Origin of the sequence: Sneathiella sp. HT1-7 (genome assembly GCF_020731145.1) — a bacterium.
Classification (GTDB): domain Bacteria; phylum Pseudomonadota; class Alphaproteobacteria; order Sneathiellales; family Sneathiellaceae; genus Sneathiella.
Genome location: NZ_JAJFZN010000001.1, coordinates 371,346 through 391,619 on the forward strand (window position 1 = coordinate 371,346; position 20,274 = coordinate 391,619).

Annotated in this window: 21 protein-coding genes and 1 riboswitch; of the genes, 11 read left to right on the forward strand and 10 right to left on the reverse strand. The window is 51.6% G+C overall.

The genetic code is table 11. The features are described from left to right. Nucleotides 1-62 precede the first annotated feature (62 nt). Nucleotides 63-692: a HupE/UreJ family protein gene (locus tag LKE13_RS01785; protein ID WP_227947977.1), complete on the reverse strand. Its 630-nt coding sequence runs from the start codon at nucleotides 690-692 to the stop codon at nucleotides 63-65. 35 nt (nucleotides 693-727) lie between these two features. Next, a riboswitch (cobalamin riboswitch) is annotated at nucleotides 728-933 on the reverse strand. Nucleotides 934-1,150: 217 nt separating this feature from the next. On the opposite strand from LKE13_RS01785, the gene LKE13_RS01790 reads away from it, so the two are divergent. Next, nucleotides 1,151-1,897 (forward strand): glutathione peroxidase, encoded by a 747-nt coding sequence (locus LKE13_RS01790; RefSeq protein WP_227947978.1) that lies wholly within the window; start codon nucleotides 1,151-1,153, stop codon nucleotides 1,895-1,897. Between the two features lie 107 nt (nucleotides 1,898-2,004). On the opposite strand, the gene LKE13_RS01795 is transcribed toward LKE13_RS01790, so the two are convergent. After that, nucleotides 2,005-3,483 carry an ABC transporter substrate-binding protein gene (locus tag LKE13_RS01795; protein WP_227947979.1) on the reverse strand — a complete coding sequence of 493 codons (1,479 nt, stop codon included), beginning with the start codon at nucleotides 3,481-3,483 and terminating at the stop codon, nucleotides 2,005-2,007. A 32-nt stretch (nucleotides 3,484-3,515) separates the two neighbouring features. Beyond that, on the reverse strand, nucleotides 3,516-4,502 hold the full coding sequence (locus LKE13_RS01800; protein WP_227947980.1) for a P1 family peptidase: 987 nt from the start codon (nucleotides 4,500-4,502) through the stop codon (nucleotides 3,516-3,518). Between the two features lie 103 nt (nucleotides 4,503-4,605). Between LKE13_RS01800 and ggt the strand changes: the two genes are divergently transcribed. Further along, nucleotides 4,606-6,330: a gamma-glutamyltransferase gene (gene ggt, locus LKE13_RS01805; protein WP_227947981.1), complete on the forward strand. Its 1,725-nt coding sequence runs from the start codon at nucleotides 4,606-4,608 to the stop codon at nucleotides 6,328-6,330. Here ggt and LKE13_RS01810 read toward each other — a convergent pair whose 3' ends face one another. From LKE13_RS01810 to LKE13_RS01820, 3 genes are all read right to left on the reverse strand, one after another. Beyond that, nucleotides 6,331-7,104 (reverse strand): methyltransferase domain-containing protein, encoded by a 774-nt coding sequence (locus tag LKE13_RS01810; protein WP_227947982.1) that lies wholly within the window; start codon nucleotides 7,102-7,104, stop codon nucleotides 6,331-6,333. Nucleotides 7,105-7,193: 89 nt separating this feature from the next. After that, a complete protein-coding gene (locus tag LKE13_RS01815; RefSeq protein WP_227947983.1) occupies nucleotides 7,194-7,571 on the reverse strand; it encodes a hypothetical protein in 378 nt (125 codons plus the stop codon). Nucleotides 7,572-7,645: 74 nt separating this feature from the next. Further along, on the reverse strand, nucleotides 7,646-9,028 hold the full coding sequence (locus LKE13_RS01820) for a sensor histidine kinase (protein WP_227947984.1): 1,383 nt from the start codon (nucleotides 9,026-9,028) through the stop codon (nucleotides 7,646-7,648). Nucleotides 9,029-9,168: 140 nt separating this feature from the next. On the opposite strand from LKE13_RS01820, the gene LKE13_RS01825 reads away from it, so the two are divergent. Then, entirely contained in the window at nucleotides 9,169-9,402 is a 234-nt protein-coding gene (locus tag LKE13_RS01825) for a hypothetical protein (protein WP_227947985.1), read from the forward strand. 100 nt (nucleotides 9,403-9,502) lie between these two features. Here the strand turns inward: LKE13_RS01825 and LKE13_RS01830 are convergent, their stop codons facing one another. Together LKE13_RS01830 and LKE13_RS01835 are read right to left on the reverse strand one after the other, a co-directional pair. Then, on the reverse strand, nucleotides 9,503-10,933 hold the full coding sequence (locus LKE13_RS01830) for a dihydrolipoyl dehydrogenase family protein (protein ID WP_227947986.1): 1,431 nt from the start codon (nucleotides 10,931-10,933) through the stop codon (nucleotides 9,503-9,505). 11 nt (nucleotides 10,934-10,944) lie between these two features. Continuing rightward, nucleotides 10,945-11,781 (reverse strand): TVP38/TMEM64 family protein, encoded by an 837-nt coding sequence (locus tag LKE13_RS01835; RefSeq protein WP_227947987.1) that lies wholly within the window; start codon nucleotides 11,779-11,781, stop codon nucleotides 10,945-10,947. 264 nt (nucleotides 11,782-12,045) lie between these two features. Here LKE13_RS01835 and rpmH point away from each other — a divergent pair, with 264 nt between their 5' ends. Genes rpmH through argB form a run of 6 tightly spaced genes read left to right on the forward strand, consistent with a single transcriptional unit; the run spans nucleotide 12,046 to nucleotide 16,207 of the window. Continuing rightward, complete coding sequence (gene rpmH, locus LKE13_RS01840) at nucleotides 12,046-12,180, forward strand: 50S ribosomal protein L34 (RefSeq protein ID WP_227947988.1); 135 nt, start codon at nucleotides 12,046-12,048, stop codon at nucleotides 12,178-12,180. A 4-nt stretch (nucleotides 12,181-12,184) separates the two neighbouring features. Then, a complete protein-coding gene (gene rnpA / locus LKE13_RS01845; RefSeq protein WP_227947989.1) occupies nucleotides 12,185-12,559 on the forward strand; it encodes a ribonuclease P protein component in 375 nt (124 codons plus the stop codon). Next, nucleotides 12,556-12,840: a membrane protein insertion efficiency factor YidD gene (gene yidD, locus LKE13_RS01850; RefSeq protein ID WP_227947990.1), complete on the forward strand. Its 285-nt coding sequence runs from the start codon at nucleotides 12,556-12,558 to the stop codon at nucleotides 12,838-12,840. The genes rnpA and yidD overlap by 4 nt, the downstream gene beginning before the upstream one ends. Nucleotides 12,841-12,861: 21 nt before the next feature. Beyond that, nucleotides 12,862-14,613, forward strand: a complete 1,752-nt coding sequence (gene yidC / locus LKE13_RS01855; protein ID WP_227947991.1) for a membrane protein insertase YidC — start codon at nucleotides 12,862-12,864, stop codon at nucleotides 14,611-14,613. 14 nt (nucleotides 14,614-14,627) lie between these two features. Continuing rightward, nucleotides 14,628-15,290 (forward strand): ribosome biogenesis GTP-binding protein YihA/YsxC, encoded by a 663-nt coding sequence (gene yihA / locus LKE13_RS01860; RefSeq protein WP_227947992.1) that lies wholly within the window; start codon nucleotides 14,628-14,630, stop codon nucleotides 15,288-15,290. 5 nt (nucleotides 15,291-15,295) lie between these two features. Then, the gene (argB, locus tag LKE13_RS01865; RefSeq protein ID WP_227947993.1) at nucleotides 15,296-16,207 is read left to right on the forward strand and encodes an acetylglutamate kinase; all 912 of its coding nucleotides are present in this window, start codon (nucleotides 15,296-15,298) and stop codon (nucleotides 16,205-16,207) included. 8 nt (nucleotides 16,208-16,215) lie between these two features. Here argB and LKE13_RS01870 read toward each other — a convergent pair whose 3' ends face one another. Further along, nucleotides 16,216-17,439, reverse strand: a complete 1,224-nt coding sequence (locus LKE13_RS01870; RefSeq protein ID WP_227947994.1) for a DUF2336 domain-containing protein — start codon at nucleotides 17,437-17,439, stop codon at nucleotides 16,216-16,218. A gap of 188 nt (nucleotides 17,440-17,627) precedes the next feature. On the opposite strand from LKE13_RS01870, the gene LKE13_RS01875 reads away from it, so the two are divergent. Both LKE13_RS01875 and dapD read left to right on the forward strand, forming a co-directional pair. Further along, entirely contained in the window at nucleotides 17,628-18,323 is a 696-nt protein-coding gene (locus LKE13_RS01875) for a pyrimidine 5'-nucleotidase (RefSeq protein ID WP_227947995.1), read from the forward strand. Nucleotides 18,324-18,407: 84 nt separating this feature from the next. After that, nucleotides 18,408-19,253: a 2,3,4,5-tetrahydropyridine-2,6-dicarboxylate N-succinyltransferase gene (gene dapD, locus LKE13_RS01880; protein ID WP_227947996.1), complete on the forward strand. Its 846-nt coding sequence runs from the start codon at nucleotides 18,408-18,410 to the stop codon at nucleotides 19,251-19,253. Nucleotides 19,254-19,291: 38 nt separating this feature from the next. On the opposite strand, the gene LKE13_RS01885 is transcribed toward dapD, so the two are convergent. Then, nucleotides 19,292-20,170, reverse strand: a complete 879-nt coding sequence (locus LKE13_RS01885) for a DMT family transporter (RefSeq protein WP_227947997.1) — start codon at nucleotides 20,168-20,170, stop codon at nucleotides 19,292-19,294. Between the last annotated feature and the right edge of the window lie 104 nt (nucleotides 20,171-20,274).

Here is a 20,274-nt window from a genome sequence, read left to right on the forward strand (position 1 = left end):
AAAAGCGACGGTAAATCCGTCGCTTTTTCTTTTCTAGAGCCGCCTCCGCGACCGAATATTCTTTATCCGAAGATCATGCCTTCGACATTCTCAACGAAAAAGGCAATGCCGACACCGGCGGCAACAGCACCAGCAATGCGTGGCTTTGCCGCTGCGGTCTCAGTAGCGTGCCAGACTTTTTCAGCAATAAATCCAGCGCCGATGGCAATTGAATATTGAATAGCCGCGAACCCGATGAGATAGGCAACAAGCGGCGTATTTTCTGCACCAACAATTGCCTCACCATAGGCGCCGCCATGAAACAGGCCGGCAATAGCAAAGATCGCCATATGAAGGGCCGCAGGGATTTTCTTACCCGACACCACCAATGCGCCCAGAAGAATAACCGATCCGGTGATCACCAGTTCAGCGAAGGGAAGCGCCACTCCATTTGTGATCAGCAAACATCCGGCAATTGTTCCCAGAATAAAGGCAAGAGGCGCAATATATTTTCGTGTCAGAAAGACCGCTGCCAAGCCGACCAGAACCACGAAGGCCAAGTGATCGATCCCGATAATTGGGTGCCCAATGCCTGACAAAAGACCTTCCGTGAAATTACTAGGTGTCGCGCCACCCATTGGATGATGCGCAAAAGCCAGTGTTGGAACCATCAGTGCAGCAAGCACTGTCGTCGCCGCTATTCTATATCGCATGTCATTCTCCTGTTTTCGTCTCACCCGACGAATTGTCTTTACGTCCTGTCAGCGGCAGGTCTCCTGGCTTGCGCTATCACGGTGCTTTCTACCTTCCCAGAATGATCCAGTGGCATCTTTGAAAGCCCCTTCGCGCTAACAGTTGCGGGGGCAGCCATAGAATTGGACGCTAAACCGTCCTCACTATATTCCCTTTTAACTGACCGATAAAATCGATAGAACCGCCTTCGGCAAACTCTATCAACTGCCATCGATGATGACCAGCGGCAATTACTGCCAATTGAAATCTTTTGCAGGCAGAGAGCAGACTGAAATGATAGTTTCGACGAGATGTTATCGGGTATTTTTAGGTCTCACATCTCATATATTAAAATAATTCTAAAAACTACTTGCATAAATTTCTGAGCTGAATATATATGGCTCACGACAAGAATTTGCATACTGATGGAGTTAAAAAGATGAAAAATATGGAAGGACAGAAAGTCCCGAATGTCACCTTCAAGACACGTGACGGCGATAGCTGGTGCGATGTGACAACGGATGAGCTTTTCAAAGGCCAGAAAGTTGTCCTGTTTGCTCTTCCCGGAGCCTTTACACCAACATGCTCTTCGTCGCATCTCCCCCGATACAACGAGCTTGTTCCGACTCTCGAGAAAGCTGGCGTCGACAGAGTCATCTGTCTTTCGGTCAACGATACATTTGTCATGAACGAGTGGAAGAAAGACCAGAAAGCTGAGAACATTACCTTCCTCCCGGATGGGACAGGCGCTTTCTCCGAAGGCATGGGCATGCTTGTAAATAAGGATGATCTTGGCTTTGGTAACCGGAGCTGGCGCTATTCAATGCTGGTCAATGACGGCGTCATAGAAAAAATGTTCATTGAGCCTGATGTCGAAGGCGATCCGTTTGAAGTTTCAGATGCGGACACAATGCTCGAATATCTGAGCCCGAGCGCAGAGAAGCCAAAGGCGATTACGGTCTTTTCAAAGCCGGGCTGTGGCCATTGTACAAGGGCCAAAGCTGCATTGGAGAAAGCCGGTCTTGGATATGAGGAAATCATTCTCGGTAGCGATGCAACAATGCGCTCCCTGAGAGCCGTTTCTGGCGTCCTGACCACACCGCAGATTTTTATCGACGGCCAGAAAATCGGTGGTGCTGACGAGTTGGAAAACTATCTTGGCGCCGGCAAATCCGCCGCCGCATAAATTTCCAAATACCGCGAAGAAGGTTTCGTCAATTTTCCTTCTTCAAAAAAACCCGCTGGTGAGAGCCAGCGGGTTTTTTTTACAGCGTTTGATAGACCTAAAGGACGTTAATCACTCCAGGACATCCGTGACGCATCGGTGACGAAGAATGGCAGATCGTTCCATACACCGTTCAGCCCATTGCGAACCACAACCACACGCGGCAACTGGAACATAAAGCCGTTTACGGCATCTTCAGCCAGAATCTTCTGCGCGGTCTGCAAAAGTTCTGTGCGTTCAGCTGGTGAAGCTGCAGATTCAGCTGCGGCAACCACTTCGTTGAACTTCGGATTATTATAATTGAAGTAGTAGTTTTCACGAGCGTAAATGCCAATATCCATTGGTTCTACATGCGAGACAATTGACAGGTCATAGTTTTTCTTTTTGTAGACTTCATCAAGCCATTTCGGCCAGTCAACATTCTCAATTTTGATTTTGAAGCCGGCTTTTTCAAGCTGTGCTGCAACAATCTGTCCACCTTTACGGGCGTAGTCATCCACTGGCGGTAGCTTCAATGAAAGCTCCAATCCGTCCGGATATCCTGCCTCGGCAAGAAGCTGCTTGGATTTTTCAGGGTCAAATGGATAAGTTCCAGTCAGATCGAGATAATCCGGATGATGTGGTGCGAAATGCGTTCCGATTGGCGTTCCAAAACCAAACATCGCACCATCAATCAGTTCCTGACGATTGATCGCATGTGCGATTGCCTGACGGACTTTCAACTTTGAAAGTGCTTCATCCGCATTGTTGGTGCTGAGAATGGTTTCACCGTTTGTGTTTCCGACCACAACATTGAAATCGTCCTTCAGGGCGTCACTGCCGATCAGCTCCTTCGGGATATCCGCAACATCCACATCGCCAGCGAGCAGCGCAGCAAGACGCGCCGGACCATCACTGATAAAGCGGATCGTGACATTCTTGATCGCAACGTCGTCTTTGGCACGATAGGTATCAGCCGCCGTCAGCTTCAGGCTATCGCCTTTCGTCCAACTTGCAACTTTATACGGACCCGTGCCAACCGGATTGGTTGCGTTGGTCGCATCCGATGCCGGATCGACAATCACGGCTGTAGATTCGCTCAACTGCTCAAGTAGGGCCGGGCGGCGCTCTTTAAGCTTGATAACCACAGTATTAGCATCTGGCGTCTCAATGCTTTCCATATTGGCAAAGCGATCTTTACGCTTATTTTGGCTGTCTTCAGCGGCGTTGGCCTCAAACGTGTATTTAACGTCGGAGCTGTCGAAATCCGCACCGTCGTGGAATTTCGCTCCCTCGACCAACTTAAAGGTATAGGTAAGGCCGTCATCACTGATGGTCCAACTTTCCGCAAGAGCCGGATGGATCATGCTTTTTTCATCCATGCGGGTCAGGCCCTCATAGACATTATAAAGTGTGGTAAGCGAAATCGCTGCGGCTGCGCCAGTTCTCGGGTCAAGCCCAGGCGGCTCCAACCGCTGGGCGAAAGTAACAGTGTCATTCGCTGCCTGAGCCGATAGCGGCGCCAACACGGCACCAGCAAGGGCGGCGGCAATAAGTATTCTCTTCATAGACTTCTCTCCCTTGTATAAAACCTCAATATTTAGGACATATATCCCGGCAATCCGCCTAAACTTCTGGCGTTATAAACAGCCCGGGCAATGGATCTTGCGACACAATCGGCAGCCATTGTGCCGATCTTCGCCACACCGAATGGTCTTGGGCCTGATAACTCTTCTTTTTCCGTCGATATTGCAAAAATACTATCGCCGTCAAAGGGGGTATGTACAGGCCTAATTGCACGCGCAAGGCCATCATGGGCCATGATGGCGACTCGCTTGGCTTCTGATTTTGTTAGGGCAATATTCGTTGCGACAACACCAATAGTTGTATTTTCGGCAAGGCGCGACTCGGTCGGCATATCCAATGATATATCCCCGGCAAGATCGGGTGACCCCATGCCACCAAATTCCGATTTCTGCTCGAACGGCCAAGCCCAAAAATGACGCGTTCCGGGCATAACAACACTGCCGACCGGGTTTACAGCGAAAATCGCCCCGACCTGCACACCGTCCTCACTGATCAGAGAGGCGCTCCCCAATCCGCCTTTCATCTTACCGGCGGCGGCGCCGTACCCTGCGCCAATATTGCCAAGAGGAAAATCATCCGTCACATTTTCCACGGCTTCCATTCCGAGTTGACGATAGGGAGGCATATCCCCCCAATCCTTACTACCGGCATTGGCCAGATCGAATAAAATAGCCGACGGAACAATCGGGACACGAATGCCTCTCACATCGAAGCCGCGCCCTTGTTTCGCGAGCGCCATAACGGCACCGGCCGCCGCCTCCAGTCCGAAGACAGATCCACCGCTTAGAACGATACCTTCCACCCGTTCCACCAGACAGTCAGGGTTAAGCGCCTCAGTTTCACGGGTCCCGGGGCCGCCGCCACGGACATCGACCCCGGCAACCGCAGGCGTATCAGGTATAATCGCCGTGACACCCGTCATTGCCCGTGCATCTTCGGCATTGCCAATTTTTACGCCATCAACATCTGTTATAAGATTTTTGGTGCCAGGTTTGTTCATGATATTTATCTTTTGCTTTTGTTTCCGTAACGTTAGCCTTGGCCAAACAATCGGTCAACTTATCTTCGCGGCCGCAAAAATTTCTAACAAGGAGTTCTTTTTCATGACCGCCCTTTCCCTGTTCCAGATGTCTCCGTGTTGCCGAATGCTGACGTTTGCGTTGTTTTGCGTGGTACTCTCCTCACCAACTCGGGCAGAAACCGGCAATAAATTCATGATAGCCGCTGCCAACCCGCTCGCAGCTGAAGCCGGACGGGATATGCTCGCGCGCGGCGGTAGTGCGGTCGATGCGGCGATTGCCACTCAGATGGTGCTGACCCTAGTAGAGCCACAATCCTCCGGCATCGGCGGCGGCGCGTTTTTACTCCATTTCAATGGCGAAACAAAGGAGCTTGAAACTTATGACGGGCGGGAGACTGCGCCCGCCGCTGTGACAGAAACACATTTCCTGAAAACAGACGGTACCCGCAAGAAATTTTATGAGGCGGTCGTCGGAGGCGGATCAGTTGGCGTTCCCGGGGTTGTCGCCATGCTGGCAAAAGCACATAAGGAATATGGGATCCTGCCCTGGAAGGACCTGTTCGACCCGGCGATCAAGCTGGCAGATGAAGGCTTTCTTATTTCCCCACGTCTTCATTACCTGCTCGACCGGGATAAATACCTGAAAACCAAGGCTGCAGCTGCCACTTACTTCTATAACGCCGACGGGACTGCGAAACCCGAAGGCACCCGCCTCAAAAATCCCGCCCTTGCAGCAACTTTAAAAAAAATCGCCAGGGGCGGAGCGGAGGCATTTTATCGCGGTGATATAGCGAAAGCGATTGTCGAGACAGTCCGCAGCGATAACCAGAATCCAGGTCTGCTCACACTCGACGATATGGCAAATTATCAGGCGATAAAAAGAAAGCCGGTTTGTGCGCCTTATCGCCTGCATCATGTATGTGGCATGGGGCCGCCAACGTCCGGCGGAATTACGCTGTTACAAGCTTTGCGCGTCCTTGAGACATGGGATATGCCCACAATCAGCCCGAGTAGCGCTGAGGCAATCGATCTTATCGCGCAAGCAAGCGCCCTTGCCTTCGCCGATCGCGGGAAATATCTTGGCGATGGAGACTTTATCGATATACCGATCAAGGGGTTACTGGGCGAGGAATATGTTGAAAATAGGGTCAAGCTAGTCAAACCCGGCGAATCACCTTTGCCCTTTTCTGCGGGTAACCCGGTTGAGAAACAAGGCTCCCTCGGCTTGGATAACGCGATCGAACTTCCCTCCACCAGCCATTTCAGCATTATGGATAGCGCGGGCAATGCCGTCTCCATGACCACATCCGTTGAGAATGTGTTCGGTTCCCGCCTCATGACCAACGGGTTCATTCTCAATAACCAGCTGACCGATTTTTCCTTCTACCCCGCCACGGAAGACGGACCCGTCGCCAACCGGATTGAGCCCAACAAACGGCCGCGCAGTTCCATGTCCCCAACAATGGTGTTCGACAGGGACGGAAATCTGCAGATGGTTATTGGGTCTCCCGGCGGTAGCCGGATTATCGGCTATGTCCTGAAAACAATTGTTGCCTCACTCGACTGGAATATGGACATGCAGTCGGCTATCGCGTTGCCTCATTTCATAAACCGGAATGGCTCTCTCGACATTGAAGCAGACACGCCCCTTGAAGACCTCCAATCTGAGCTGGAAGCCATGGGCCACGACGTCAAAGTCCGCGCTCTCAACAGCGGGCTTCATGGCATCCGGATTACGAATAGTGGTCTTGAAGGCGGCGCAGACCCGCGGCGCGAAGGCGTTGTGCTTACCGGTGATGCGCATTAATTAGTCTTCGGGCAATTGTACGACAATAAAGAGACGGGAAAATGGATACAGGGTCGAATCATCCTGACTGACAGGATAGGAATCCAGAAGCATTTCGGCATACTGGCTTTCGAACAACTCTGCTTCTTCTGTGCCCAGAGCCGCGAGGAATGGTCGAAGCGCGGTGCCCCTTGTCCATTCCAGAACGGCGTCCTTACCTTTCAGGACCTGAAAGTAGGTAGTCTCCCAGATATTGACTTTTTCTGCCAGTGGCGACAATAGATCGAAATACCAGTTGATGTTGTGTACCGGTGCGGGCCGAACCAGATGCCCCAGCCTGTCGATCCATTCCGGGGACTGGGCGAGATCATACAAATTCTGATGAGACGGGGCGGAAAAGTTATTCGGCATCTGCACGGCCAGCACACCACCTGGGCGCAGTTGCTTCAGAAGGTTGGGAAATAGATTTTCATGATCGTCCAGCCAGTGAAGTGCCGCATTGCTGAAGATCAGATTACCCTTGCTGGTCGGGGAAAATCGACCGATGTCCGTGAGCTTCCATTCGATGGACGGGTGATCGCGACGTGCCTTGGCGAGCATTTCCTCGGAACTGTCGATGCCGGTAATAATCGACTCATTCCAATGTTGCGAGAGGAGCGCCGTGACATTTCCCGTACCACAACCAAGATCATAGATAACGGAAGGCGAAATAAGCGGCACCTGCGACAACAGATCCAGCGCTGGACGCAGCCGATGATCGGAGAAAAGAGTATATTGTTCCGGGTTCCATGCCATCTCCGCGTTGCCTCCTTGTTGTCAATTATCTATAAGGTAGCAATTTTATGCGGCAAATACAGCGGCGTTTCGAGAAAAAATCAACGCGGCTAGTCAGCAGAGACCGTATCTGCCTTTGCGGCTTGCAAACGTTCGAATTCTTCAACGGAGATATTTTCCACGCCACCGGACACCAGTGCCGGTACTTTACGCACCCTAAGCGACTTTTCCGTTACATAGGGGTTTTCTTCGCGGTAGCAATTAACACTGCCGAGCGTTTTATAACAGTAAAGTGGCGGCTGGACGAATGTCTCTTTCTTGCTTGGGCAGAAGTCATCCCCAGAAGAAAGATTGGTGAAAGAACAGGAATCGCCAAAGATGCCGGCGACATTTTTGTCGACCGTTTTGAAAATATCACTGGAACAACCGCTTATCGTGACGGCAGCCCCAATTAACCCCATTATTGTCATAGCCCGCATAGTCGTCATGCAGAATACCTATCATCCGAACAAACTGGCCCAAGTTTACCCGGCCAGCCTATCGAAGGAGCGTTTACATTGCGTTAATCAGGTATTTCGATGCAAAAAATTGTGCCCGAGCTACCGGTCCGCTCAAGCGTGACCTCTCCACCATGAGCAACAATTAGCTCGCGCGCGATGGAAAGGCCGAGCCCTGTGCCGCCTGCACGCGCGGAACCAGAGAAGGGTTCGAACAAATGCTCCCTCGCCTTTGCATGCAAGCCCGGTCCAGAATCGCATATTCGGATCAAGGTCCGCGAACCCGCGCGCAAGGCGTGGATATCAATGGTGCCATCCCCCTCCATCGCTTGCACCGCATTCCGGCAGAGATTGAGCAGGATCCGATAGAACTGGTCGCGATCAGCGTTCAACATTAACCCCGCCGGAATTTTATTCCGCCAAGTAATGCCATTATTTTCCCGCAGCCCCACAGATGTTTTTACCTCATTCACCAGTGGCTCCAAAAGGAACCGCTCTTTTTTTGGCTCCTGCTCATCGGCCCGGCCGTACTTTAAAGTCTGCGTACAAAGATCTATCGCCCGATCAATACTTGTCATCAACCGGGGAACCACCTTCTGCACTTTCGGGTCCTTCACCTCGGACAGACTGTCACTGACAATCTGGGAGGTGGAGAGGATGTTTCGAAGGTCATGGCTAATCTTGGTGACGGCTGTACCAAGCGCGACAAGATGTTGCTTCTGCTTCAGGGCCGCCCGAAGGCGCGTCTGCATGATTTCAAGTTCGTGCTCGGCAACACCGATTTCATCGCGCCGACCGGAGGGGACAACGGCAGTACTGATATCTTCCGGTGCGCGGCGAAAGGCGATCATACTTTCGCTTAAACGTCGCATCGGTCGCACCATAAGCCAATGAAGCGTCAAATAGACAAGGATTGCCGTCAGGGTCGAGATAATCAGGGACAACCAGAAAATATTCCATGCATAATCATACATGGCATCTATCAGGGGAGCCTCGTCAATAACCACTTCTAGCATGGAATTTGGCTCGTTCTCGATCGGGCTGATAATCCGGATTATCCGCCCCGGCCCGACCATCAGGCTCATAAACGCATGCTCGATCAGGGTAAATGGGCTTTGGTGGGCGAGATCGAATTCCGCATCGATGGCGGGCGGCATATTCTCACTCAGGATCAGGAGCCGCGAATTCGCGCCATGCAGCACAACACTTCGGGCGCCGACACGGAACAGTAATTCCTCCCGCAGTTCCTCAGACACCATATTATCTGGCGACGCCAGCAGTGAAAGGGTTGCGAGATGGGCAAAGTCTGTTTTCTTGACGAGGTAGTTCAGCCGAAAAAAGGCGATGGACGGCACGAAAATCAAAACTTCTGCCAGCATGACAAAAACAAGCGTCAAGATCAGCAGCCGCGCGGAGAGACTGCGGAAGGGCGCAACTATTTTTCGCAATAAAGCCATTCTTCAGAATAGATCAAAAAAGTGGGCCGGTATCAACTTAATGATACCGGCCGATCCGATGCAAACGCTTAAATACTCGAAATACTTCTGTTCCTGCGCATTAGCTCTTTTTGGCAGCGCATGGATTAGCCTTGCAGGGGTTACAAGGATTACAGGTCTTTTTCGCAGCGCAAGGGTTGCACGGGTTACAAGCTTTCTTTGCGGCGCAAGGGTTACAGGGATTGCAGGCCTTCTTAGCGGCGCAGGCGTTACACGCTTTTTTCGGTGCACAGCCGGCCATTGCAGTTGGCATTGCCGCAGTTGCAGCCATAGAGGCGATCGCGGCGGCGGTTAATACTTCCTTGAACATAAGTCTCTCCTGTTAATTTCTGATATCCCGTCAAGCAATTATTGCTTAACGGAACAATGCCTCTTTTGAGGCTGGATTCCGAATCAACTGCGATAACGAACGCGTTATCGAAAAGGCTATCCAAAGAAAGAGAGAAACTTCACCACCGCGCGGGTGCGAGAACTGAAAAGGCTGGGTGTATAGTAGCTACCCGCTGCCCGTTTGCTGATTTCACCGAGTGTGGGATAAGGCGCTATATAGCTCGCCATTGTCCCAATTTTGAGCTTCCCGGTGATCGCGACGCCCCAGGGATGAATCAACTCGCCCGCATGTGGGCCAACGATACCTGCACCCAATATACGCCCTTTATCAGTGGTAATCGCCTTGATCATACCGTCCGTTTGCCGTTCCGCCCTTGCCCGATCGATATCAGCAAAAGGAAAGGAGAGGACTTTTATCTTATCCCCGTATTGTTCGCGCGCAGCATCTTCACTCAGGCCGACATTGGCTAGCTCCGGATCGGTAAAGGTGACCCAGGGCACAGCACTGTAATCGACCTTTGCAGGAAGACGGAAGAGCGCGTTTCGAATAAAGATTCCGGCGTGATACCCGGCTATGTGAGTGAACTGATAGCTACCGGCGGCATCGCCAATGGCATAGATCTTCTTATTTGTACTGCGCAGGCGAGAATCAACAGTTACACCTTTGGGGGAGTATTCCACACCTGCTGCCTCAAGATTAAGGCCTTCAACATTTGCCTTGCGCCCGGCGGCGACAAGCAAATGCGATCCGACCAGCACTTCCGCCGATGAGTCTTCACCCAGTGAGACCTGATAGGCACCGCCCGCATCTTTTTTTACGTCGGATATTTTTACTCCTTCACGAATATCGACCCCTTCCTCCCGGAGGGTTTTAAGGACGACAGCGCTTAAACCAGGATCATCCCGGCCGAATGCCTTGAACGCCTCTAGCACTGTTACTTTCGACCCGAGCCGGGCGTGAGCCTGCGCCATTTCAAGGCCGATCGGCCCGCCACCAATAACGATCAGGTGATCAGGTTGCACACGATTTTCAAAAATCGTTTCATTAGTCAGATATCCGGCGTCTTCCAGGCCCGGGATGGGTGGGGCCGTCGCGCTCGATCCTGTTGCAATCACAAAACGGCGGGCAGTTACCCGCGTATCGCCAACTTCGAGTTCATTTTCTGAAACAAAACGGCCATAGCCCTGAATCACCTCAACGCCCAGCTCTTCGAAACGCTCAACCGAATCATGGGGTGCGATAGACCCAATAACCTCCTGTACATGATCCATGACTTTCGGAAAATCAACGCTTGGCGCCTGTCCTGTTATACCGAAGTCGCTGGCATTCTTCAGGCACGACGCCTTTTTTGCCGCAGCGATCAGCGCCTTTGACGGGACACAGCCGTAGTTCAGGCAATCGCCGCCCATCTTGCTCCCTTCGATAAGAACTGTTTTCGCCCCCATCTGGCTCGCGCCTGCTGCAACAGAAAGACCGCCAGAACCGCCGCCAATCACACAAATATCTGTCTTGACCTGGTTTGCCATAAGGAATGCTCCTACGCTTTATTTCGGAATTTCTTCAGGACGATCGGCAAAAGAGCAATGACACCAAGCGCAAAGAATGAAAATAGTATCTCCGTCGTCACAAGGGACGTAATCTGGAAATCCAGCACGCAACCGCTCTGCCCACTATCCATGCAAGCCTGATACTTGGCTTGCTGTTCACGAATAATACTGTCGAGCCCCCCGCCAAGAAAGGCAAAGACAAAGGTTCCCGGAACGATGCCGATAAATGTCCCAATGATGTAGGTGCTGAGTTTCACCCCCAAAAACGCTGGCGCGATATTGACGAGCCAAAACGGAAATAACGGAACCAAACGCAGGAACAACAAATAGCTGAGTGCGTTTTCTGCAAACCCGTCTTCGAGCTTTTTCAGTTTCGGACCCGCTTTCTTGCGAAGAGGTTCACCAAGGGAAGTTGCCGCGATCAGGAACAGGAGTGTCGCACCGAAGGTCGCCGCAAAAACTGTCATGAATCCCGCAGCAACCCATCCGAAGAGAAACCCGCCGGTTACTGTCATCAGTAAGCCGCCCGGTAGCGAGAATGCAACAACGACAATGTAGAGCCCCATATAGAGAAGCGCAGCCAGCAGGAAATTTGCCGATACAAAATCAATCAAGCGGTCGCGATTATCGCTGAGCGCCCGGAACGTCAGATAATCATCAAGGCCCAGAATAAAAAATGTACCAATGGCCACCGCAATGAGCAGCAACGGCAACATTTTCTTGAGAGAGAAGCCATTCCCGCCGTCACCGTTTTGATCCGTGGCCTTACCCATGGCTGATTCGCCCCCTGCCCGCGCTACCGGCATCTGTTTGTCGAAACCTAACATAAATCCCTCCTTCGGGACAAAATTTAGCGTACACCGGCAATTCCTTTAAAATAACAAACGGTCCGCCTTGAAACTTATCGAAACTTATGGTTCCTCGATAGTTTCGAAAGGCCCTTTCACCCAAAAGTGAGCCGAATTGAACCGCCCCGCCCTGCAAAGCTGCAAAATTTATCTCCCGCATTGACTTAACCGGGGAGAAACCTTATACAGCGGGGCTTGTTTTCCCTTCGCGCAGATCGCGCGGATGATCGACGGAGAAGTCTCTTGAAACGTACATATCAACCGAGCAAACTTGTGCGCGCTCGCCGCCATGGATTCCGTGCCCGCCGGGCAACGGTCGGCGGACGCCGCGTTCTTGCTAATCGCCGCACTAAAGGCCGTAAGAGCCTTTCAGCCTAATCCCATGCCGATAGGCGTTGAACGGCTAAAAAAACGCGCGGAATTCCTCCGTGTTGCGTCCGTTCGCCGCAAATGGGCTGCACCGGGGATGGTGCTTCAGGCCGCCCGTGACCCAAGCCCCCAAAAGGCCGACGTCGCGCGCGTGGGCTTTACTGTGACCAAAAAAGTTGGCAACGCGGTCGTCCGGAATCGTATTAAACGCCGCCTTCGCGCTGTCGCACGGGAGATTATTCCAAATCACGCTGAGGCGGGATGGGATTTTGTTCTGATTGGCCGGGCCAAAACAACAGATCGGCAGTTTGATGAACTGAAGTCAGACCTGCGCACAGCAATTGGCAAGGTCGGCGCGGACACATCACATCGGCGGAGCAAATCATGATCGGAAAGATTCTCTCCGTGGCTCTCATCCTGCCAATACGGTTTTACCGCTATTTCATTTCGCCTATGTTGCCAACAAGCTGCCGCTATTCTCCCAGTTGCTCTTCCTACGCGATGGAAGCGTTGTTAGTGCATGGCCCCTTGACGGGTGGCTGGCTGACCCTGCGGCGACTGGCGCGGTGCCATCCGTTCGGCGGAGAGGGATACGATCCGGTACCACATAAACATGGAAAATGTCATCATGGCGCAACGGACCTCTCGGGTCGCGCCCGCATTGAATAAAACGTAAGGGCTGTAAAAATAATGTCGGATCAGAAAAACCTGGTCATTGCGATCGTTCTTTGTTTCCTGATTATTTTCGGGTTCCAATATTTCGTTGAAGGCCCGCAGATGGAGCAGGCCGAGCAGCAGCAAACTGAAACCTCAACGGCCAACGGCGATACCCCGTCCCAAATTCCGTCTGCTGCGGTTGATGGCGCAAGTGCGCCAAGCATACAAGGGGCTTCAGGTCAGAGCGGCATGACTCGGGCGCAAAGCCTTCAAAAAGCTGACCGGATTAAAATCAATACGCCCGCGCTTCATGGCTCCGTTTCCCTGACCGGTGCGCGCCTTGACGACCTTACTCTCATCGACTATCGCGAAACAGTTAGCCCGACGAGCCCTGAAATCAAGCTCTTGTCACCGGCCGGCAGCCCGCATCCTTATTATGCGGAGTTTGGTTGGAGCCCCGCGCCTGGCGCGAATATCAAGCTTCCCGGCGCACAAACGGTTTGGACAACGGAAAACACAGAACTTACCCCGGAAAGTCCATTAGCACTGACCTGGGATAATGGCGAAGGCATAGTATTTCACCGGACCATTTCGGTTGACAACAACTATATGTTCGCGATTGAACAGATGGTTGAGAATAATACCGGTGCGCCCGTCACGCTCTATCCCTATGGCCTGATTTCCCGTCATGGCACGCCCGAGACAACCAACTTCTATATTCTCCACGAAGGTCCAATCGGCGTTCTTAATGAAACGCTGGAAGAAATCGACTATGACGACCTTCAAGAAGGAAATAACGAAAGCTTTTCCTCCGTTGGCGGCTGGCTCGGAATTACCGATAAGTTCTGGCTGACAGCACTGGTTCCCAATCAGGAAACCAATATCAAGGCCCGCTTTTCCTATGCCGCGCAGGGCCAGAGATACCAGACGGACTTTCTAAATCAAGAAGGTATCAATGTCCCGAACGGCGAAACAGTCGGCCTGACCAATCATTTGTTCGCAGGTGCCAAGGTCGTTTCGGTTCTCGATACCTATGAGGAAGAATATAAGATCGACCGCTTCGATCTTGCGATTGACTGGGGCTGGTTCTACTTCCTGACCAAGCCGATATATTTTGCGCTTGAATTCCTCAATGGCTGGATTGGTAACCTCGGCCTCGCCATTATGGCTTTGACGGTCATCATCAAAATCATCCTGCTGCCGCTTGCCCACAAATCATATGTATCAATGAGCAAGATGAAACGCCTGCAGCCGGAGATGGTGAAGCTTCGCGAGAAATATGGCGAAGACAAACAAAAACTCAATCAGGAAATGATGGCGCTGTATAAGCGGGAAAAAGCAAACCCTGCCGCCGGGTGCTTGCCTATTGTGCTGCAGATCCCGATATTCTTTGCGCTCTATAAAGTGCTGTTCGTGACCCTGTTGATGCGGCATCAGCCTTTTTACGGCTATATCAAGGATCTGGCGGCACCAGATCCTACGACCATCTTCAATCTCTTTGGGTTGATCCCTTGGGATCCGCCGCAGTTCCTGATGATTGGTTTTCTCCCGCTCCTGATGGGTCTCAGCATGTTCTTACAACAGAGGCTTAACCCGCAACCAGCTGATCCGGTGCAGGCGAAGATCTTCTTGTTCATGCCGATCTTCTTCACCTATCTGTTGGCAAGTTTCCCCGCTGGCCTGGTGATTTACTGGACATGGAACAACATTCTCAGCATGGCTCAGCAGTGGTTCATCATGAAGCGGATGGGGGTCTCCATTTCTGGCACAGGCGGAAAAAGCTGACGAACGGAGATGTCATGACCGATGCAACGGACCCCCGCGACGAGAATGAAGCAAGACGTATAGAAGCGGGGCGTTTGCTCTTTGCGAAGGAATGCCAGTTCGTCGCGGGCGCTGCGACGGAGGAAATGCTGCCGGAGCTGGACCTGACAGAGGTCGCCTTCGCTGGTCGGTCAAATGTCGGAAAATCCAGCCTGATTAACGCGCTGACTAACCGCAACACGCTTGCCCGGACGTCCAACACACCAGGGCGCACGCAGCAAATCAATTTCTTCAATTTAGGCGACCAGATTCATCTTGTCGATTTGCCGGGCCATGGTTATGCCAAGGCATCGAAACAAAAAATCAGTATTTGGACGGACCTTGTAAACAGTTATCTCAAGGGGCGTTCCACCTTGCGGCGGGTTCTCTTGCTGATTGATGCGCGCCATGGGCTGAAGGTGACCGATCGGGAGGTCATGGACATGCTAGACGTTGCCGCAGTCAGCTATCAGATCATTCTCACAAAGGTTGACAAGAGCAATCAAAGTGACGTGAAATCGATCACAAAAAAAATTGAGGCAGAGCTTGCCAAGCGGCCAGCTGCCCATCCGGAGATCATGCTCACAAGTTCTGTCAAAGGAACCGGGATAGAGACCCTCCGGGCGGAAATTGCTTCATTGGCAGAAGAGGCTGGATGATAGAAATGAGTGATAAACCCCTGTCAGTCGAGGAGCAACTTGCCAAGGCCCGGACACTGTCCGAAGCCCTGCCCTATATGCACCGGTTCAGCGGTCAGACTTTCGTTATCAAGTATGGTGGTCACGCCATGGGAGATGAGCAGCTTTCTCATTATTTTGCACGGGATGTCGCCCTGATGAAGCAGGTCGGCATTAACCCGGTGATCGTCCATGGCGGCGGCCCGCAAATCGGGAGCATGCTGGAACGGCTGAAAATCCAGAGTTCTTTCATTGACGGTCTTAGGGTCACCGACAAAGAAACAGTGGAAATCGCTGAAATGGTCCTGTCCGGATCATTGAACAAAAAGATTGTTACCTCAATTAACTCTGCTGGCGGTCTCGCTATCGGTCTTTCGGGCAAGGACGGTAACCTGATCGAGGCCCAGAAGCTGAACCGCACCAAGCGCGATCCGGACAGCAATATCGAACGGATACTTGATCTTGGTTTCGTCGGTGAGCCACGGCGTATAAACCCGGAAATTCTTGAAAGCTTTGAGGAAAACAACCTCATTCCAGTGATTGCCCCCATCGGGGTCGGATCAAACGGCCAGACCTATAATATCAATGCCGATACGGCCGCAGGCCATATCGCAGCCGCGATCGGTGCGACGAAGCTCATCATGATGACTGATGTTGAGGGGGTTCTGGACAAGAACAAAAAGCTGATCAATCGGTTAAGTCCGGATGAAGTGCGGAAGTTGCAGAAAGATGGCACCATCGTTGGCGGCATGATCCCGAAACTAGAAACCTGTCTTTTCGCGCTTGAAGAAGGAGTGGAGGCCGCAACTATACTTGATGGCCGTATCCCGCATGTCCTGCTGTTGGAAACCTTCACCGAGCATGGCGTCGGGACAATGATTACCGAAGCAACCACTTGAGCTACGCGCTACCCCTCATAGAAGGATAGTTGCCATTCCATTTCCTTATCCGTAAAGGGAAATTCAATTCCATTCCGGGCATTGACAATATCGCCGCGCGGTACATGCGCAATGGCCGTCTGGATTTTAAAGGCAAGGCGCATGGAAAGGCCCGCTTTCCAGCAAAGCGAGGTCACAACCTTGCCGTTGCGGGACGCCAGCATGGCGCTAACTTTCTTTGAACTATATTTACCAAGCAGGGAAAGAGACGCCACAACGAACTCCTGATCTTTGAGATCAACTGCGTCAGCAATGGCCTCTTCATCAAGCCGACTTTCCGCAAACATCTTTTCTGCACGGGTCTTTCCCCCGCCTTCGCCTGTAGGCATAAATTCACGGGTTTGCTCAATACGGTCCCTGACGATGCTTTTAAGTTCTTTCTCCGTAGCGGGAGGAAGGTTGTTCCGGTGGACCAGTTTTTCAACGAGGGAGGAGGCGACAAAACCAGATATTCGACGCATCGCCCGGAGCGATAGGTTTAGCCGCATAACCAGATGCTCGTGAAGCGGCTCGACGCTCTCCGCCTGATCCATGATCTGATCGAGAGTGTCTTCACGTATTTTCGCTGACGGATTAGCGAGCAGCGAGGAGATTGCAGGCACCTCTAGTTGCGCGACAACGGCATCAGAAACATCTTCACTGAGATCTGGTCTGCGGGCAACGGCAGGAAGCGCGCCTGCAGCGATTCCGCTCGCCATAATTTCCAAAAGGTCATTGTCGGAGAGTAAAGGGGAATATTCTAGGATCGGGCTAGCGACGATTTCTTCAACGTCTTTCGCGAGGTTCAGTATAATATTCTTTGGCGCCTCGACACTTTCCTTCAAGGTTTCCGAAATAATCACCCGAACAGCTGTTACCTGATCTTTGGCGAGAATTTCCAGAACCTCGATCGTTTTTTCAAGAATGATTGCCGTTTGTTCGCCCGAGAGATCCGGCAGGAGACGGCAGATTTTTCGCGCCAGATCCATCCGTACTTCTTCATCCTCATCCTGCGCAAGAATGAGGTTGGCTTTGACCGGCGTACATGGATTAAGGGCAAGGTTCTTTCGAACTTTGCCAGACGAATCATCTGTAAGGTAATAGAGGATTTCCGGCTCAGCATCTTCATATGCGGCAAGATCAGCCCGTACGGCAACATCCGTACTCAAGGCCCGGGCCTTATTGTCCTCATAGGAGGATCCGGTCTTTTTCAAATTCGATTGCCCACTCACACCAGTACCACTCGCCGGTTTACCAATAGTCGCTTCATAGACGGATACAATAGGGTTTTAAGCTTAATAGGCTCTTAAAAAGGGACCCTTTTTTTAAAAGCTACGCCTATTTTTCGCCCGCCTACAATTAGTTCTTGTCGTGACCAGGATGACGCGGCAAAGTCTGATCCATGACAGAAAATCCTCGCTGGAAAAGTTTTGACCATATCGATTGCTGGATATTCGATCTGGATAACACGCTCTATCCATCAAAATCGAACCTGTTCGCGAAAATTGATAAGAAAATGGGAGAGTTTATTTCAGATTTTCTTAAAGTGGATCTTATCGAGGCAAAGAATGTTCAGAAAAAGTATTTTCACGAACATGGGACAACCCTGAGTGGGCTGATGCAGAATTATGATATAAATCCTGCCGATTTCCTCGATTATGTGCATGATATCGATGTCTCTGATCTTTTAGCAGCACCGGAATTGAGCGATGCTCTGGAACAATTACCGGGTCGCAAAATTATCTTCACCAACGGATCGCACTATCACGCAACCAACGTATCAACCCAACTCGGGATCGATCATCATTTTGATCATATCTTCGATATCGTTGCCGCTGATTTCAAACCCAAACCGCATAAGCCTGTGTATGAGAAACTGGTACGGGAATTTGATATTAATCCCGAAAAAGCTGTTCTTTTCGAGGATATGGCCGTCAATCTGGCGCCCGCGCATGAAATGGGAATGACGACCGTCTGGATTCCAAATGAAGAACATTGGTCGAGTCATGGTGCCGAAGGACCGCATATTCATTATCAAACAGACGATCTCCCTCGATGGCTGAGCGACCTGCTAACGGATCGCCCACAAATTACATAAAACCTGCCGCGCAGATTGACATCTGCCGGTGGCGGGGTATGTTCTCGCGAACATAGATTTACCAGACTTCAGGGACAAACCACTATGACATTAGCCGAATTGCAGCCGGTTGTTGAGGCCGCTTGGGAAAGCCGGGACAATATTTCGACCACAACAACGGGCGAAGTCCGCGATGCCGTTGAGGCAACGTTGAATGCTCTCGACAGCGGAGAGCTCCGTGTCGCCGAAAAAGGAAGTGATGGCTGGGTTGTCAATCAATGGGCCAAGAAAGCGGTCCTGCTCTCCTTCCGCCTCAACGACATGGAAATGATTGCTGGTGGCCCAGGCAACAATTCAAACTGGTGGGACAAGGTGCCGAGCAAGTTTGAAGGTTGGGGAGAAAACCGCTTTCGCGAAGCCGGTTTCCGTGCCGTACCAAACTGTATCGTTCGCAGAAGCGCCTATATTGCCCCCGGCGCCATCCTGATGCCGAGCTTTGTCAATCTTGGTGCCTATGTCGATAGCGGCACGATGGTAGATACTTGGGTGACGGTCGGTTCCTGCGCCCAGATCGGCAAGAATGTACATCTGTCTGGCGGCGTCGGAATTGGCGGCGTACTTGAACCTTTGCAGGCTGATCCGGTTATCATCGAAGATAACTGCTTCATCGGCGCCCGCTCCGAGATTGTGGAGGGTGTTATTGTTGAGGAAGGCTCAGTCCTTTCCATGGGCGTCTTTATCAGCGCCTCCACCAAGATCATCAACCGCGATACCGGCGAGATCCATATCGGTCGCGTACCTGCCTATTCCGTCGTTGTCCCGGGCAGCCTTCCCGGCAAACCGCTTCCGGATGGAACCCCGGGTCCGAGCCTCTATTGCGCCGTCATCGTCAAGACAGTGGACGCGCAGACCCGCTCCAAAACATCGATCAATGATTTGTTGAGAGACTGATAAAACCAACCGGCGGAGATATATCTCCGCCGGTTCTCTTATCGGCGCAAATTTTCGCGATAGATCATATAAAGTCCACTGCCGGCAATTATAACAACGCCGATCCAAACGTTAAGCGCCGGAAAATCAGCAAAAACGAAATATCCCAGTAAAACCGCCCAAAGAAGCGCCGTATATTCAAATGGTGTAATCACGCCAACCTCACCAATGGCGAATGACCTTACAAGACAGATATTCCCCGCGAGCGACAACAACGCCATCAACACCACAAGGCCCAGATCGTCCATCGGCATAGGCTGCCAGGCGAAAATTGACGCAATTCCGGAAGCAACCAAAAGACCGAGATTGCTATAGAAAATAATCGTGAACGTCGTCTCGGTACGGCTCAAAACCCGCCCGGTCAGCATGACGCCGCAATAACAGAGACTCGCGGCGAGCACCATAAAGGCCTCCGGCTTCAGCAGACCGGACGTGGGTTGCAGGACGAACAAGACACCCGCGAAACCAACGAAGATCGCGCTCCAGCGGTGGATACCGACCTTTTCTTTGAACAGCGGCACCGAAAGCGCCGTCATTACAAATGGCGAAATAAAGAAGATGACCGTCGCATCGGCAAGCGGAAGTTCTTTCAATGACTGAAAAAACAGAAGTGGCGCGAAGATGCCAAAAGCAATCCGAAGGGCATGGCCACGGATTTGCCGAGTTTTAATCATATGGGATTCCCCGCGCGCGGCTGCCCAAATCAGCAGAAGCGGCAAAAGAATAGCGCCGCGGATCGCCAGCATTTGAACGACTGAATAGTTCGCCTCAACCAAAAGCTTCGCGACCGCATCCATAGACGTCATAAAAAGCATACCAACGACGATGAATATAATTCCGCGGATATTTCCCGATTCTGTAAGTGAGGTGAGAGACATAGTACGACTTTCTTATTTAAGCGGAGCAGTCTTATCCTGTGCCCGTAGAAACTGCAATGACAGTGATAGAATTATTTACTACATCCACCTTCCCCATTGACCGA

Bases quoted from the DNA above. Each gene is read 5' to 3' on its own strand.
- LKE13_RS01785 (WP_227947977.1), bottom strand. From the start codon at position 692: ATGCGATATAGAATAGCGGCGACGACAGTGCTTGCTGCACTGATGGTT.
- LKE13_RS01790 (WP_227947978.1), top strand. From the start codon at position 1,151: ATGAAAAATATGGAAGGACAGAAAGTCCCGAATGTCACCTTCAAGACA.
- LKE13_RS01795 (WP_227947979.1), bottom strand. From the start codon at position 3,483: ATGAAGAGAATACTTATTGCCGCCGCCCTTGCTGGTGCCGTGTTGGCG.
- LKE13_RS01800 (WP_227947980.1), bottom strand. From the start codon at position 4,502: ATGAACAAACCTGGCACCAAAAATCTTATAACAGATGTTGATGGCGTA.
- ggt (WP_227947981.1), top strand. From the start codon at position 4,606: ATGACCGCCCTTTCCCTGTTCCAGATGTCTCCGTGTTGCCGAATGCTG.
- LKE13_RS01810 (WP_227947982.1), bottom strand. From the start codon at position 7,104: ATGGCATGGAACCCGGAACAATATACTCTTTTCTCCGATCATCGGCTG.
- LKE13_RS01815 (WP_227947983.1), bottom strand. From the start codon at position 7,571: ATGACGACTATGCGGGCTATGACAATAATGGGGTTAATTGGGGCTGCC.
- LKE13_RS01830 (WP_227947986.1), bottom strand. From the start codon at position 10,933: ATGGCAAACCAGGTCAAGACAGATATTTGTGTGATTGGCGGCGGTTCT.
- LKE13_RS01835 (WP_227947987.1), bottom strand. From the start codon at position 11,781: ATGTTAGGTTTCGACAAACAGATGCCGGTAGCGCGGGCAGGGGGCGAA.
- rnpA (WP_227947989.1), top strand. From the start codon at position 12,185: ATGCCGATAGGCGTTGAACGGCTAAAAAAACGCGCGGAATTCCTCCGT.
- yidD (WP_227947990.1), top strand. From the start codon at position 12,556: ATGATCGGAAAGATTCTCTCCGTGGCTCTCATCCTGCCAATACGGTTT.
- yidC (WP_227947991.1), top strand. From the start codon at position 12,862: ATGTCGGATCAGAAAAACCTGGTCATTGCGATCGTTCTTTGTTTCCTG.
- yihA (WP_227947992.1), top strand. From the start codon at position 14,628: ATGACCGATGCAACGGACCCCCGCGACGAGAATGAAGCAAGACGTATA.
- argB (WP_227947993.1), top strand. From the start codon at position 15,296: ATGAGTGATAAACCCCTGTCAGTCGAGGAGCAACTTGCCAAGGCCCGG.
- LKE13_RS01875 (WP_227947995.1), top strand. From the start codon at position 17,628: ATGACAGAAAATCCTCGCTGGAAAAGTTTTGACCATATCGATTGCTGG.
- dapD (WP_227947996.1), top strand. From the start codon at position 18,408: ATGACATTAGCCGAATTGCAGCCGGTTGTTGAGGCCGCTTGGGAAAGC.
- LKE13_RS01885 (WP_227947997.1), bottom strand. From the start codon at position 20,170: ATGTCTCTCACCTCACTTACAGAATCGGGAAATATCCGCGGAATTATA.